The 14,610-nt window shown below is 70.3% G+C and carries 12 protein-coding genes; 5 read left to right on the top strand and 7 right to left on the bottom strand.

Going from position 1 to position 14,610, the window contains the following annotated elements; translation table 11 throughout:
• Positions 1–843 (top strand): UdgX family uracil-DNA binding protein (locus tag PHA8399_RS02135; protein ID WP_145976960.1); only part of this gene is annotated, 843 nt, incomplete at its 5' end.
• Here the strand turns inward: PHA8399_RS02135 and PHA8399_RS02130 are convergent.
• Entirely contained in the window at positions 840–2,501 is a 1,662-nt protein-coding gene (locus PHA8399_RS02130) for a mechanosensitive ion channel family protein (protein ID WP_058284568.1), read from the bottom strand. The two genes, PHA8399_RS02135 and PHA8399_RS02130, sit on opposite strands and share 4 nt — an antisense overlap.
• A gap of 202 nt (positions 2,502–2,703) precedes the next feature.
• Here PHA8399_RS02130 and PHA8399_RS02125 point away from each other — a divergent pair, with 202 nt between their 5' ends.
• From PHA8399_RS02125 to PHA8399_RS02115, 3 genes are all read left to right on the top strand, one after another.
• Positions 2,704–2,955, top strand: coding sequence for a helix-turn-helix domain-containing protein (locus PHA8399_RS02125; RefSeq protein WP_058284567.1), 252 nt, complete (start codon positions 2,704–2,706; stop codon positions 2,953–2,955).
• The gene (locus PHA8399_RS02120) at positions 2,955–4,265 is read left to right on the top strand and encodes a type II toxin-antitoxin system HipA family toxin (protein WP_058284566.1); all 1,311 of its coding nucleotides are present in this window, start codon (positions 2,955–2,957) and stop codon (positions 4,263–4,265) included. Before PHA8399_RS02125 ends, PHA8399_RS02120 begins: the two co-directional genes overlap by 1 nt.
• A gap of 141 nt (positions 4,266–4,406) precedes the next feature.
• Complete coding sequence (locus PHA8399_RS02115) at positions 4,407–7,025, top strand: cation-translocating P-type ATPase (protein ID WP_058284565.1); 2,619 nt, start codon at positions 4,407–4,409, stop codon at positions 7,023–7,025.
• 7 nt (positions 7,026–7,032) lie between these two features.
• Here the strand turns inward: PHA8399_RS02115 and PHA8399_RS02110 are convergent, their stop codons facing one another.
• The 6 genes from PHA8399_RS02110 to pdhA all read right to left on the bottom strand — a co-directional run bounded on the left by PHA8399_RS02110 (position 7,033) and on the right by pdhA (position 12,881).
• On the bottom strand, positions 7,033–7,878 hold the full coding sequence (locus tag PHA8399_RS02110) for a universal stress protein (protein WP_058284564.1): 846 nt from the start codon (positions 7,876–7,878) through the stop codon (positions 7,033–7,035).
• A gap of 122 nt (positions 7,879–8,000) precedes the next feature.
• Positions 8,001–8,435, bottom strand: coding sequence for a DUF4405 domain-containing protein (locus PHA8399_RS02105; protein ID WP_058284563.1), 435 nt, complete (start codon positions 8,433–8,435; stop codon positions 8,001–8,003).
• A gap of 93 nt (positions 8,436–8,528) precedes the next feature.
• Positions 8,529–9,632: a Glu/Leu/Phe/Val family dehydrogenase gene (locus PHA8399_RS02100; protein ID WP_058284562.1), complete on the bottom strand. Its 1,104-nt coding sequence runs from the start codon at positions 9,630–9,632 to the stop codon at positions 8,529–8,531.
• Between the two features lie 42 nt (positions 9,633–9,674).
• Positions 9,675–10,823: a dihydrolipoamide acetyltransferase family protein gene (locus tag PHA8399_RS02095; RefSeq protein ID WP_082649431.1), complete on the bottom strand. Its 1,149-nt coding sequence runs from the start codon at positions 10,821–10,823 to the stop codon at positions 9,675–9,677.
• The gene (locus tag PHA8399_RS02090) at positions 10,814–11,794 is read right to left on the bottom strand and encodes an alpha-ketoacid dehydrogenase subunit beta (RefSeq protein ID WP_058284561.1); all 981 of its coding nucleotides are present in this window, start codon (positions 11,792–11,794) and stop codon (positions 10,814–10,816) included. The genes PHA8399_RS02095 and PHA8399_RS02090 overlap by 10 nt, the downstream gene beginning before the upstream one ends.
• On the bottom strand, positions 11,787–12,881 hold the full coding sequence (pdhA, locus tag PHA8399_RS02085) for a pyruvate dehydrogenase (acetyl-transferring) E1 component subunit alpha (protein WP_058284560.1): 1,095 nt from the start codon (positions 12,879–12,881) through the stop codon (positions 11,787–11,789). Before pdhA ends, PHA8399_RS02090 begins: the two co-directional genes overlap by 8 nt.
• A gap of 167 nt (positions 12,882–13,048) precedes the next feature.
• Between pdhA and PHA8399_RS02080 the strand changes: the two genes are divergently transcribed.
• On the top strand, positions 13,049–14,575 hold the full coding sequence (locus PHA8399_RS02080; RefSeq protein WP_058284559.1) for a bifunctional aminoglycoside phosphotransferase/ATP-binding protein: 1,527 nt from the start codon (positions 13,049–13,051) through the stop codon (positions 14,573–14,575).
• The last annotated feature ends 35 nt before the right edge of the window (positions 14,576–14,610 follow it).

Genomic DNA, 14,610 nt, shown 5'->3' with positions numbered 1-14,610 from the left:
TTTAACCCGGCGCGGCTGAAGGTGAAGGCGATGCAGTCGGAGATGCCGAAGAAATACTGGCGCAACATGCCGGAGGCGGCAGCGATACCGGAACTGATCGCCACGGCGCCTGCCCGGGCGCGGGCGATGGCGGAGGCGGCGCCGACGCTGCCGCCCGCCCGCACCGCGCGGGTGCAGGCGGCGGCAGAACAGGCCGCAGCGGAGCATTGGGCCGGGCCGCAGGACGGTCTGGCAGCGGCGCTGGCGGGCTGCACCCGCTGCCCGCTGCATTGCGCCGCCACCCAGGCGGTGCCGGGCGAAGGCCCGCAGGATGCCGCGCTGATGCTGGTGGGCGAGCAGCCGGGCGACCGCGAGGATCTGACCGGGCGGCCCTTCGTTGGTCCTGCCGGGCAGCTGCTGGATGCGGTTGCCGCCGAGGCCGGAGTGGCGCGGGAGGCGGTGTATCTGACCAATGCAGTGAAGCATTTCAAGTTCCGCCCCCAGGGCCGCCGCCGCCTGCATCAGCGCCCGGATGCGGGCGAGGTGCAGCGCTGCCGGTGGTGGCTGGATGCCGAAGTTAAACTGGTGCAGCCGCGGCTGATCGTGGCGATGGGGGCGACGGCGGCGCTGGCGCTGACCGGCAGCGGCGGCAGCCTGATGGCGCGGCGCGGCACGGTGGAGAGTGGCCGCCAGGGGGTGCCGGTGCTGCTGACGCTGCACCCGGCGCATATCCTGCGCACGCCGGACCCCGCCGCCCAGGCCCGCCTGCGCGGGTTGCTGCGCAGCGACCTGGCGGCGGCGCGGGCGCGCGCCGGGCTGGCGCTTCCGGCAGCTCAGGCAGGGCAGGCGGGGCAGGTGGCTTAGGCCGCCTCGGCCGGGCGGACCTCGGGGAAGATGTCGATACCGCGTTCCTCGGCAATCCGGTTGCCGGCCGCAATGATCATCTCGCGGGCCTTGCAGGCGGCATCCCAGGAGGTGTTCGGATCGGCGCAGGGCAGGGCGAACCAGACGTCCTTGCCGAACACATCCTGCCCGGCCACCCGGACCTTGGCATCATCGGGATCGCCCAGCTCGTCTTTGTCCAGTTCGCTCACGATATCGTCAAACGCCTCGCGCAGCGCGTCCACATCGGCGTTATGGGCGCATTTCAGCTTGATGATGCGCAGCATCTTCGGCTCTTTCATCGTCCAGTTCTCAAACGGGGTGGAGATGAATTCCTCCACCGGCACGATGAGCCGGGTGCCGTCCCAGTCGCGCAGCTGCACATAGGTGAAGTTGATCCGCTCCACATGGCAGAGGTAGTCATTATAGACGATCCGGTCGCCGATCTTGGCGGACTGATTGAGCGCGATTTGCAGCGAGGCGATGATATTGCCCAGCACCCGGCGGGCGGCGAAGCCCAGAATCAGCGTCAGCGCGCCGGCGGTGCCCAGAATGGTAAAGCCGAGGTTCTGGAAGATGTTGCTTTGGCTCAGGAAAATACCGCCGCCGATCAGCACCGCGGCGACCACAAAGGCGCGGCGGGCGGCGGCGAGCCGGGTGGCCATGGTGCGCTTGTGGTCCTCCTGACGCTGGGTCAGGTCGGTTTCGTCAAAGGAAGTGAGCCGGTCCAGAACCGCCTCGACGCTGTTGATGGCGAGCCATAGGCCCGAGCCGGCCAGCCCGAGCCATGCAAGCGGCGGCAGGATGGTGCTGATCTGGCCGGAAAACACAAAGGCATAGGAGCCGGTCGCCAGGGCCACCAGCGTGGCGCTGCCGATACTGGCGGGGCCGCGGACCGACAGCAGGGTGTCGGTGACAACCTGATGCGAGGACTTGCGGGCGGCCCAGCCGGTGCCCTTCCACACCAGCCAGCCGGCGCCCACCGAGAGCGCAAGCAGCAATGGCAGGCCGAGAACCTCCCACCATTTGAAGCCGAAGGCGGCATCTTCCTTGAGCATGTCCGGCAGCATCTTTTCAAACCGGCCCGGCCCGAAGCGGGCGAACAGGGCCGGGATGTTGCCGGCGGTCTGGCGGGAGAACACCCAGACGGCGGCGCCGTCGTCCGGCTTGATGCGGTTCAGCCGGATCGCCACCGGGCGGTGGTCGAGCTCCAGCGTCCACAGCAGCAGCGACTTGCGCGGCTCCCCGGCCATGGCCTGATCGGAGGAGGCGCGCGCGTCCAGCGCGTCGGGCCGGTCGAGGATGATATCCCAGTCGATCACCGTCTTGCGGCTGATCACGGTTTCCAGCTGCCGCGCCAGCCTGGTGCCGGCGGCCAGCTGCTGCTCGGCGGGAATGCCGGACAGGTCAATCAGATGCGCCGCCTCGGCCCAGGCGTCTTCGCGGGCGGCGGCAATCAGGCTTTCGATGGTGGCGCGGGGGGTCTCGCGGCTGATCAGCGTGGAGGGCTGCGGCAGGCCCGTGTTCAGGCCGGGGACGCAATACCAGCGGCTGCTGTCGCACCCGGTCTTGTCCTGCGCCGCCAGCGGCGCAGCGATCAGAAGCAAGGGAACCAGGAACCGCAGCAGCGTTTTTATCATGGCGGGTCAACGCGGCGGGCCGGAGTTTGGTTCCGGCCGGTGCGGCAGGCGGGTCCTGCGGGCGGGAGCTCCGCCAACTGATATGATCCGGAGATCATTCTTTGGGTTTATGATCTTGGCGATATATTTTCAGTTTATAATCCGCAGCGCATATTGACGTTTTATGATCCAATGATCATATTTGCGGGAAAGGAGCCTCACCATGGATCAGATTGCCCGCACCCCCAAGGATATCGGCACCGTGCTGCGCAATGCGCGCAAGGCGCAGGGGCTGACCCAGGGCGAACTGGCGGCCCGCGCAGGCGTCTGGCAGCGCACGGTGTCCAATATCGAGACCAGCAGCAGCGGTGCCAAGCTGGAGACAGTGTTTGACCTGCTGGCGGCGCTTGACCTGGAGCTTCACATCGTGCCGCGCAGCAAGATGAAGCCGGGCGATCTGGAGGATATCTTCTGATGGGGCGCAAGCGCACCTATACGCCGCTGGATGTTTACATGAACGGCCGCAAGACAGGGCAGTTCTTCCGCGCGCCGGACGGGGCGTTTGCCTTTACCTATGCGCCGGAGTGGCTGGCGTGGGAGAACGCGCTGCCGGTCTCGCGCTCCTTGCCGCTGCGCCCGGACCGGTATGCGGGGCCGCCGGTGATTGCGGTGTTCGACAACCTGCTGCCCGACAATGACAGCATCCGCCGCCGGGTGGCCGAACGGGTCGGGGCGGACGGGCTGGACGCCTACAGCCTGCTGGCGCGGATCGGGCGGGACTGCGTGGGGGCGCTGCAGTTCCTGCCGGAAGGCGAGCTGCCGCAGGACAGCGGCACCCTGACGGGCGCGCCGCTGAGCGACGGTGAGATTGCGGCGCTGCTGAAGGATCTGAGGCAGACGCCGCTGGGCATCCGGCGGGAGCGGGATTTCCGGATTTCGGTGGCGGGCGCGCAGGAGAAGACCGCGCTGCTGTTTCATGGCGGCCAATGGATCGAGCCGGCCGGCACGACGCCGACCACGCATATTCTGAAACCGGCGATCGGCACCCTGCCCAATGGCATGGACCTGACGGACAGTGTGGAGAACGAGCATTTCTGCCTGCGGCTGATGGCTGGGTTCGGCCTGCCGGCGGCGCGGACTGAGATTGCCGCATTTGCCGGCACCAAGGCGCTGGTGATCGAACGCTTTGACCGGCTGCGGACAAAGGACGGGCGGCTGATCCGGCTGCCGCAGGAGGATTGCTGCCAGGCGCTGTCGGTGCCGCCCGCGCGCAAGTACCAGAACGAGGGCGGCCCCGGCATCGCCGAGATCTGCGCCCTGCTGCAGGGCAGCGACGAGCCGCTGCGCGACCGCGCGCATTTCTTCAAGGCGGCGGTGCTGTTCTGGCTGATCGGGGCGACCGACGGCCATGCCAAGAACTTCAGCATTGCGCTGATGCCGGGCGGGCGGTTTACCCTGACGCCGCTCTACGATGTGCTGACGGTGCAGCCCTCGCTGGAGGCCGGGCAGCTGCAGGCCAAGGATATGAAGCTGGCGATGCGGGCGGGCAAAAACCGGCATTACCGGGTGGCGGACATCGCCGGGCGGCATTTTGCCGAGACCGGGCTGGCGGCGGGCTTTTCGCGCGCGCAGATCGCAGAGGTCTTCGGCCAGATCGCCGCGCAGGGGGAGGCAGCCTTTGCCGCGGCACTGGCGGAGATGCCGGAGGGATTTCCCGAAGCCTTGGCGGCCTCGGTGAAGAGCGGGTTTGATCAGCGGCTGCCCCGGCTGCTGGCCGCGGTGTGACAGGCCGCCGGCGGGCGGGCATCAAACGCCGCATGGCCAAAGGCGCGGCAAACTCTGTAGCGTGACGGGGCAGTTGACAGCGGCGGTTGGCAGGGGAAGCTGAAATCAGCAGCCGGTGACCGGAGCCAGAAAGCAGAGCACATGGCAGAGACGCAACAGCAGGGCAGCGGCCCGGCCCTGACCGGGCTGACACAGCAGCAGGCGGAGGCCGCCCGCAAAACCCATGGCTGGAATGAGCTGCCAAGGCCCAAGCGGGCCGGGCCGCTGGTGGTGTTCCTGCGCCAGTTCAGCAATTTCCTGGTGGTGATCCTGATCGTGGCCGGGATCATCGCCTTTACCCTGGGCGAATATGCCGACACGCTGGCGATCGGGCTGGTGATTGCGCTGAACGGGGTGCTGGGGTTCGTGCAGGAATGGCGGGCGGAGACCGCGCTGGAAAGCCTGCGCAGCATGCTGTCGCCGCAGGCGCTGGTTCTGCGCGACGGGCGCGAGCGGCTGATTGCGGCGCGCGAGCTGGTGCCCGGCGATCTTGTCATTCTGGAGGCCGGCGCCCGGATCCCGGCCGATGCCGCCCTGCAGGAAGCCGCCGGGCTGCGGGTGGATGAAAGCGCCCTGACCGGCGAATCCGTGCCCATCGACAAGGCCCCAGGCGGCGAGGCCGCCGCGGTCTATGCCGGCACTGTGGTGGCGGCCGGGCGGGCGCTGGCCGAGGTCACGGCGACCGGCGCGCAGACCGCCTTTGGCCAGATCGCCACGCTGACCGGGTCGGTGGGTCTCAAGAAGACCAGCCTGCAGGTGCAGCTGGGCCGCCTGGCGCGGCAGCTGGGGTTTGCCGCGTTGGCCATTGCCGCCGCCATCCTGGGCCTCGGGATCTATATGGGGCGCGGCGTGGCGGAGATGTTCATGACCGGCCTGTCGCTGTCGGTGGCGATGGTGCCCGAGGGGCTGCCCGCGGTGGTCACCATCACCCTGGCGCTGGGGGCGGCGGCGATGGTGCGCCAGCAGGCGCTGGCGCGCCGCCTGCAGGCGGTGGAGACGCTGGGGGCGGCCTCGGTGATCTGCACCGACAAGACCGGCACGCTGACCGAAAACAAGATGACTGTGACCCGGGTCTGGACCCTGGACCGCAGCTATCAGGTGACCGGAACCGGCTATGATCCGGCGGGCCATATCGCCTTTGAGGGGGCGGTCATTGGCGCCCGGGACGATGCCGTTCTGGCGGCGCTGCTGGAGGCCGGGCTGACCTGCACCCATGCCAGCCTGCACCGCGAAGGCGGTCACTGGGAGATGACCGGCGCCCCGACCGAGGGGGCGCTGGTCACCCTCGGCTACAAGGGCTGGGCGGATCCGCCGCCGCCGGACACGGTGCTGGCGGAGATCCCGTTCAGCAGCGAGCGCAAGCGGATGAGCGTGCTGGTGCGCCGCGGCGGCGCGGCGAAGGTCCTGACCAAAGGCGCGCCGGAGCAGGTGCTGAGCATCTGCAGCCAGGTGATGACCCAGGACGGCCCGCGCGGCTTGGGCGCGGAGGAGGCGGCCGCCATCACCGCCGCCTATGAGGCGATGGCAGGGGAGGGGCTGCGGGTGATCGGCCTGGCCGCGGGCGCGGCCGAAGGCGGGACCATCGCCGAAGAGGACATGACCTTTCTGGGGCTGGCCGGCCTGATCGACCCGCCGCGGCCCGAGGTGCGGCCCGCGATCAGTGCCGCCCGCTCTGCCGGCATCCGGGTAATCATGATCACCGGCGACAGCCCGCTGACAGCGCAGGCGATTGCGGGCCAGCTGGGCCTGCCTGCCGCCCGGACGGTCACCGGAGCGGAGCTGGAAACCCTGGACGCGGCGGAGCTGAGCCAGCTTCTGCAGGAAGAGGTGCTGTTTGCCCGCACCCGGCCCGCCCACAAGATGCGGATCGTCTCGGCGCTGCAGGAACAGCATCAGATCGTGGCGATGACGGGCGACGGCGTCAATGACGCGCCGGCGCTGAAGAAGGCCGACATTGGCGTCTCGATGGGGGTGCGGGGGACGGATGTGGCCAAGGATGCCTCTGACCTGGTGCTGCTGGACGACAATTTCGCCACCATCGTGCGGGCCATCGGCGAGGGGCGGCGGCAGTTCGGCAATGTGCGCAAGTTCGTGCGCTACCTGCTGTCCTCGAACGCCGGTGAGGTGATTGCGCTTTTGATCAACATCCTGATCGGCGGCCCGCTGATTTTCCTTGCGACCCAGATTCTGTGGATGAACCTGGTCACCGACGGGGTGACGGCGGTGGCGCTGGGGCTGGAGAAGGGCGAGCCGGACCAGATGGAGCACCCGCCGCGCAGGAAGGACACGCCGATCCTGGGCCGGGCCGGCATTGCGACCATTCTGGCGCTGGGGCTTTATACCGGGCTGGCCAGCCTGTGGCTGTTCCTGCATCTCCTGGACGGCAACGAGGATCTGGCCCGCACCGCCGCCTTTACTGCCATGGTGATCTTTGAGAAGGCCAGCGTCTTTGCCTTCCGCTCGCTGCATCTGCCGTGCTGGCGGATTGGCTTTTTCACCAACCCGTTCCTGCTGGCCGCGCTGGCGGTGACCATCGGGGCGCAGGTGACTGCGGTGTACTGGCCGCCGCTGCAGGCGCTGCTGCACACGGCGCCGCTGGGCAGCGGCGAATGGATGCTGATCGGCCTCCTGGTGCTGCCCATCCTGCTGGTGCCCGAGATCCTCAAGACGCTGTGGCACCTCAGAACCCGCCGCAGCCGTGCGGTGCCGGCGGCTGCCTGACAGCGGTCTAATGCGCCAGCAGAACCGGCAGCTCCGTCTGTTCGATCATGGTTCTGGTGGTGCCGCCAAAGACCGCTTCGCGCAGGCGGGAGTGGCCGTAGGCGCCCATGACGGCGAGGCCGGCCCCGGCCTCCTTGGCGCGGGCCAGGATGAAACGGCCGATCTCCGCCCCGCTGTCGGGATACTGCGAGACGGTGACGGTGCAGCCGTGGTGGCTGAGCCAGGCCGCGGCATCGGTGCCTGGATCCTCGCCATCCCGCTGTTCGGTGATGTCGGGATCGAAGCAGCCGATGACGACCTCGCGCGCCTTGCGCAAATAGGGCAGGGCGGCATGGGCCGCCCGGGAGGCGGGCAGGCTGCCGTTCCAGGCCAGAAAGACGCGCTCATAGGATGCAAACGGGCTGCCGTTCAGGATCACCGGCGCGGGCGATTGGAACAGCGCGCCGTGCAGCGCTTCGCGGAACACCTCGCCGTCGTGCCGCAGCCCCATTGCCATCTGCACGATATCGCAGGTCTTGGCGCGGCGCGCCGCGTGCAGCCGCATATCTGCGCCGGTGCAGACCGCGTATTGCGCATCGCCCGCGCAGCCGCAGCGCGACAGCATGTCCGCCATCGCGGCAGCCCGCGATTGCGCGGAGGTGCGGGCCGCGTTGAGGCGGTCGATCCAATCTTCCGGCATCGCCGCCGAGGCAAAGGCACTGGTGCCGAGGATGAAATAGGGGCGGCCGGGCAGCTTATCCAGCAGCAGGCAGGCCAGATAGGCCTGCTCGTCCCGGGCGGCCTCTGCGGCGGCGGCTACTGCCGCTTCGGGGGTGTCTTTACCGAGTGTGAACAGCACTGTTCTGCGTTGCATTGCGGGCCTCCGGACGCTGGGACGCGGCAGGCGGGCAGGCGCGCCGCCTGTATCAGTAGATCACGTCTGCACCGGGATGCCATGATCCTGATCAACCCGGCGCGGCGGGGCGGCCGGCAGGGTCAGCGGGCCCAGAACACATGCTTGAAGTATCCGTTCAGGTCGAGCAGCCAGCTGGCCGGCGGCAGCTGGAGAAGCGTCAGCACGGCCAGCGCCAGAACCGCCGCGAGCGCGATCAGCGCCTCCGTGCGGTGGCCCTGCGGCGCCGTTTTGCTCCCCGCCAGCAGGGATTTGAACACCGGCAGATGCAGCGCCGCGTGCCATAGGGAGAACCCTGCAAACAGCGCCGCCAGAACGATATGCAGATCGCCCCAGCCCTGCCTGTCCAGCCCCAGCGCCTCCCAGCCGGTGGCGCTGGAAATCCTGCCCTGGGGCGCAAACAGCAGGATCCCGCCGCTGAGCAGAATGGCGGCGAAAGAGAAGGTCACGCCAAAGACGGCCAGGGCCCTGCCTGTGAGCCTGGCTTTGGACTGGGGGGGTGCTTCGGTGTTGGACATTTTAGGGCCTCCGGTCGGATCAGCCGGAGTCTATCCCGGGAGAAGGGCGCGCGCCTTGATCCAGATAAGTCCGGGGCGCGGGCGGGCGGCGCCTTACCGCCTGCGGAAGCCCATCGCCTTGCTGATCCGGCGGCGGGCCAGCGCCAGCGCGGCGGCGCGCGGCAGCGTGCGGTTCTGCGCGGCTTGCGCCAGCACCTCTGCCGTGTTGGCAAAGACGCGGCTGGAAATGGTCTCAAAGGCGGCCGGTTCGGACAGGCCGCGCAGCTCCATCGCGGCGCAGATGACGCCGCCGGCGTTGGCGATAAAGTCCGGCACCACGGTGATCCCGCGCGCGTGAAGGCGCTGTTCGGCCTCTTCGGTGGCGGGGATGTTGGCCCCCTCCAGCACCAGGCGGGCGCGGATGGCATCGGCATTGCCGGCGCGGATGACGTCCGGGCGCGCGGCGGGCACCAGGATATCGCAATCCGCCGTGATGACGGCGCCGCTGTCCGCCGCCGCGGCCCCCGGATAGGCGGCCACGCTTTCGCCGCCGGCCTTCACGGCGTCGAGGCGGGCAGGGTCCAGCCCGTCCGGCAGCAGCGCCCCGCCGCGCGAATCCGAGACCGCAACGATCCTTGCCCCGGCGGCGGCAAACCGGTGCGCGCACCAGCGCCCCACTGCGCCATAGCCCTGGATGGCGACGCGGGCGCCCTTGAGGGAGAGGATGCCGGCCGCCTCTGCCGCGCGGGCCGCCGCAAGAAGGCCATGCGCGGTGGCGCCGGTTTGGTCCAGCGGGATGCCGCCCAGTTCGCGCGGCAGGCCAACGGAGCGGGCGCCTTCGTCGCGGATCCAGGCCATGGCGGTTTCATCGGTGCCCATGTCCGGCCCGGGGATATAGCTGCCGGTGGTGCGGATGGCGCGGGCGAAGGCGCGGATCAGCCGCTCCTTCTCTGCCGCGGGCATCTTGGGGTCCGCGGCGATCACCGACTTGCCGCCGCCGTGCGGCAGGCCCGCGGCGGCGTTCTTGAGCGTCATCGCCCGCGCCAGCCGGACGCATTCGCGGGCGGTCACGTCCGGCGCCATCCGGCAGCCGCCGATGGCCGGGCCTGCGGCGGTGTTGTCCACCACCACGATCGCGCGCAGGCCGCTGTGCGGGTCTGTCAGCTCAATCAGCTGCTCAGGCCCCAGATCATCCGCATAGGCAAAGCGATCTGTCATCGTCTCCCCCCGTTTTCCGTTCCCCGCATCCGGCGCCTGCCGTCAGTCCGGGCGTTCCAGATCGGCAATTGCGGCGGCCAGGAACCGCGCCGCCTCGCCGCCGGTGACGGCGCGGTGGTCGAAGGTGAGCGACAAGGGCAGCACCCGCTGCCGCTCCGGCCCCTGAGGCCCCCAGGCGGCGGCATCGAAGATCCGCCCCGCCCCCAGGATCGCCACCTGCGGCGGCCGCACCACCAGGGTGGCATGGCGGCCGCCGAGCGGGCCGAAATTGGACAGAGTCAGGGTCGCCCCCGCCTGATCCGCGGCCTGCAGCCCGCGCTGGCGCGCGGCGCCGGTCAGCCGCTGCACTTCGCGCTGCAGGGCAGCGGTATCGGTCTGCCCGGCATCGCGCAGCACCGGAACATAAAGCCCTGCGGCGGTGTCCACGGCGATCCCGAGGTCGACCGTGCGGTGCAGCTCGCGGATCTGGGTTCCGGCGTCATACCAGGCGTTCAGCGCCGGTTCCGCTGCCGCCGCCGCGGCCGCCGCCCGCACCAGCCGCAACAGCACGCCGGAGGTGGTCCATTCGGTGACCGCCGCCTGGTCCTGCAGCGTGGCGGGCACCACCTGCGCCCCGGCCTCTGCCATCCGGCGCGCCATTGCCCGGCGCTGTTCGGACAGGATTTCGCCTTCCTCCGGGGGGATCAGCGCCTCGACATCGGCGCGGGTGATGGTGCCGCCGGGACCGCTGCCTGCAACCGCGGACAGGGCCAGCCCGTGCCGGGCCGCCAGCGCCCGCGCGGCCGGCATGGCCCGCGGCGGCGGCGGGCGCACGCGGCCTGCCGGGCCTGCCGGTGCGGGCGCGGACTGGGTTTCGGCCTGCGCTTCGGCTTGGGTTTCGGACGGGGACTGGGACGGGGGCGCGGCTGCCGCGTCCAGATCGCCGACAACCGCGCCGCGGTCCGGCCTTGCGCCGGTGTCGAAATCCGCCAGCGGCGCGCCGACCTGGATCAGGCTGCCGGGCAGCACGAACTGCTTGACCAGCGTCCCCGGCCAGGGTGCCGGGATCTCCACCACCGCCTTGTCGGTTTCCACCGAGACCAGCGGCTGCTCTGCCACCACCCGGTCGCCGGGCGCTGCGTGCCATTCCAGCAGTTCGGCCTCTTCCAGCCCCTCGCCCAGATCGGGCAGAACAAAGCGTTTCAATGCCATGACATCACCTCTCGGGCGGCGGCGGTGATTTGGGCGGCGCCGGGCAGGTACAGGTGTTCGAGCCGGGCCAGCGGCGGAATGATGTCCGGCGCGGCAACCCGGCGGACCGGCGCCAGCAGCGCCTCCAGAGCCTGCTCGGCGATGCAGGCGGCAATCTCGGCGCCAAAGCCGCCGGTGCGCGGGGCCTCGTGCACGATCACGCAGCGGCCGGTCTTGCGGACAGAGGCGAGAACCGCGGGCGCGTCATAGGGTTTCAGCGTCGCCAGATCGAGGATTTCCGCCGATATGCCGCCCTCCGCCAGATCCTGCGCCGCCTCCTGGCATTCCTTGACCGAAGCGCCCCAGGTCACGATGGTCAGGTCGCGGCCCTGCCGCAGCAGGCTGGCCCGGCCGAGGGGCAGCCCGGCACCGTCCTCTGCCACCTCCTGGCGGCTGGCGCGGTAGAGGCGCTTGGGCTCGAAGAACACCACCGGGTCCGGGTCGCGGATGGCGGACAGCAGCAGGCCGTAGGCCTGCGCGGGCGAGGAGGGGATCACCACCTTCAGCCCCGGGATATGGGCAAACAGCGCCTCGATGCTTTCGGAGTGATGCTCCGGCGCGTGGACGCCGGCGCCGAAGGGCGCGCGCAGCACCAGCGGGCAGGTCAGCCGGCCGCGGGTGCGGTTGCGCATCCGTGCCGCGTGATTGGCGATCTGGTCCAGGGCCGGGTGGATGAAGCCCTGGAACTGGATTTCCGCGACCGGGCGGAAGCCCTGCACCGCCAGCCCCACTGCCGCCCCGGCAAGGCCCGCCTCGGACAAGGGCGTATCGCGCACCCGGTCCCGCCCGAACCGCTGCCACAGGCCCTCGGTGGCGCGGAAAACGCCGCCATCGGGGCCTATATCCTCGCCCAGGAGCAGCACGGCGGGGTCGTCCTCCATCGCGCGGGGGAGGGCGGCGCGCACCGCTTCGATCAGGGTCATCTCAGTCATCGCGGGCCTCCGCCGGTTGCGCGCGCTGCGGCGCCCTGGTGTCCGGCAGCCCGGCATAGAGGTAATCCGCAACCGCCGTGTCCGGCTGCGGCGGCGTCGCCAGATAGGCCTCGGCGGCGGCCTCCACCTCTGCGCCGATCTCGGCCTTCAGCGCCTCCTCCTCCTGCCGGGTCCAGCCGTGCGCGTCCTGCAGATGCTTGCGCAGGCGGCGCAGCGGTTCCGCCGCCCAGTGCTTGCTGACCTCGGCGTCATCGCGGTAGCGCGCCGCATCGTCGGCGGTGGTGTGGTCGGCCAGCCGGTAGGAGATGCATTCGATCACGCTGGCGCCGCCGCCGCTGCGGGCGCGCGCCAGCGCCCGGTCCACCGCGTCCCGCACCGCGATCACGTCGCAGCCGTCGGCCTGTTCCGACGGCAGCCCGGCGGCGACCGCCTTTTGCGCCAGGGTCGGGGCCGCGGTCTGGCTGCTGAGCGGCACCGAAATGGCCCATTGGTTGTTGTTGATCACAAACACTGCCGGCAGGGTCCACACGCCGGCCATGTTCAGCGCCTCGTGAAAATCCCCGCGCGAGGTCGAGCCGTCGCCGCCGACCGCCACCGCGCAGCGCGCCTCGCCCCTGAGCTGGAAGGCCAGCGCCACGCCAACGGCCTGGGGGTACTGGGTGCTGACCGGCACGCAGACCGGGAAATCCTGCCGCGGGCCGGCGAAATCCGAGCCGCGCTCATCGCCGCCCCAGTAGAGCAGCGATTCCTCCATCCGCACGCCGCGCCAGAATTGCGCCCCCTGTTCGCGGAAGGACGGCAGCAGCACATCCTCGGGCCGCATCGCGGCGGCGGTGCCCACGGCGGCGGCCTCCTGCCCCAGCGAGGACGCAAAGGTGCCCAGCCGCCCGGTGCGCTGCAGGGCGACGGCCTTCTTGTCGAACAGGCGGGTGCGCAGCATCCCGGCATAAAGCGCGGTCAGCTCTGTCCGCTGTCTGGCGAATTCCGGCAGGACGCCCTGCACCGTCCCCTGCGCGGTGAGATACCGGGTGAAGGGGATTGCGGCCAGCCCGGCCGCTGTGCCCTGCTGGTCAGGAACGTGCGGCATTGCGGCACTCCTGCGGTTGTGGTGCCGCTTTTAAGTCTAGGCTGACAGCGCAGGCTGTCCACGCAAACAGCGGCTGCCGGGGCCTGGAAGGGCTGCCGGCGGCGCGGCTTGACTTTGCTCAAGGCGGCCGGGCGGCCGGGCTGGTAGGGTATTTGGGGGGTAAGGCGATGCAACCGGATGAAACCCAGCAGGCAGAGGTGGTGGCCTTTCTGAGCGACCCGTCGGCGCACGGGGCGGATGCCCCCGTCGAGGTGATCACAACCCATTCCGCGCATGTGTTCCTGACTGGCGGGCTGGCGTTCAAGATCAAGCGGGCGGTGCGCTACAGCTATCTGGATTTTTCCTCGCTGGCGGCGCGCAAGGCGGTGCTGGAGCGTGAGCTGGCGCTGAATGCCCCGGCAGCGCCCGAGATCTATGACCGGGTGATCGCGGTCACGCGGGAGGCGTCGGGGCAGCTGGCGCTGGACGGTGCGGGCGAGCCGGTCGAATACGTCCTGCGGATGCGCCGGTTCCCGCGCGAGGCGGAGCTGAGCCATATTGCGGATGACGGCGGGCTGACCGTTGACCTGGCCGCCCGGCTGGGCACTGCGGTGGCCGCCTATCACGCCGAGGCGGCACGGCGCGGCGCCGACGGGGCCGCCCTGATCGGGGAAATCGTGGAGGAGCTGCGGGAGGCGCTTGGCGGCATGGAGGAGGTGCTGGGCCGCGGCCGGGCGGACGCCTTCATCGCGGCCGCCGGGCGGGCCTTTGCAGCGGCAGCGCCGTTGCTGTCGCAACGGGCCGGGGCGGGGCTGGTGCGGCGCTGCCACGGCGATCTGCATCTGCGCAACCTGGTGCTGATCGGCGGCAGGGTGGTGCCCTTTGACGCGCTGGAGTTTGATGAGCGCTTGGGCACCTGCGACGTGTTTTATGATTTTGCCTTTCTGCTGATGGATCTGCTGCACCGGGGTGCGGCGGCGCAGGCGAATGCGGCGCTGAACAGCTATTTGCGGGCGGCGGGGGATTTCGGCGGGCTGGCCGCGCTGCCCTTGTTCATGAGCATTCGTGCGGCGATCCGGGCGATGGTCACGGTGCAGGGGATGGCCGGAAGCGGCTCCGAAGCGGCTGCCGCGGAGGCCCGCAGCTATCTGGAGCTGGCGGCGGAGTGCCTTGCCGCCGCGCCGCCGCGGCTGGTGGCGGTTGGCGGGCTGTCGGGCACCGGCAAGACCACGGTTGCCGCGCGCGTCGCGCCTCTGCTGCGGCCCGCGCCCGGTGCGGTGCATCTGCGCAGCGATGTGGAGCGCAAGGCGCTCCTGGGCGCCGCGCCGCTGGAGCGGCTGCCCGCCGCGGGCTATGGCCCGGAGGTCACAGCCAGGGTCTATGCCCGGCTGCTGGATCTGGCGGAGCAGGCGCTGCGCGCCGGGCACAGCGTCATTCTGGACGCGACCTTTCTGGAGGCGGGGGTCCGGGACCGGGCAGAGGCGCTGGCCGCCCGGCTGCAGGTTCCGTTCGCGGGGATCTGGCTGCAGGGCGACCCGGCGGTGCTGGAACAGCGGATTGCTGCCCGCACGGGTGATGCCTCGGATGCCGACGCGCAGGTGCTGCGCGCGCAGCTGAAGCGCGCCGCCGACCCCGCCGGCTGGACCCGGATCGCCTGCGGCGGCGATGCCGGTCAGGTGGCCGGGCTGGTTGAAGCCGCGCTGAGTGCGGAGTGACCGGGCGCGGCCCGCAGGGCAGGCCTCAGGCCGCC

This window comes from Leisingera aquaemixtae (assembly GCF_001458395.1).
In the GTDB taxonomy this organism is placed as follows: domain Bacteria; phylum Pseudomonadota; class Alphaproteobacteria; order Rhodobacterales; family Rhodobacteraceae; genus Leisingera; species Leisingera aquaemixtae.
The sequence above is the reverse complement of the archived record's forward strand: the minus strand, read 5'-3'. Positions and strand labels throughout refer to the sequence as shown.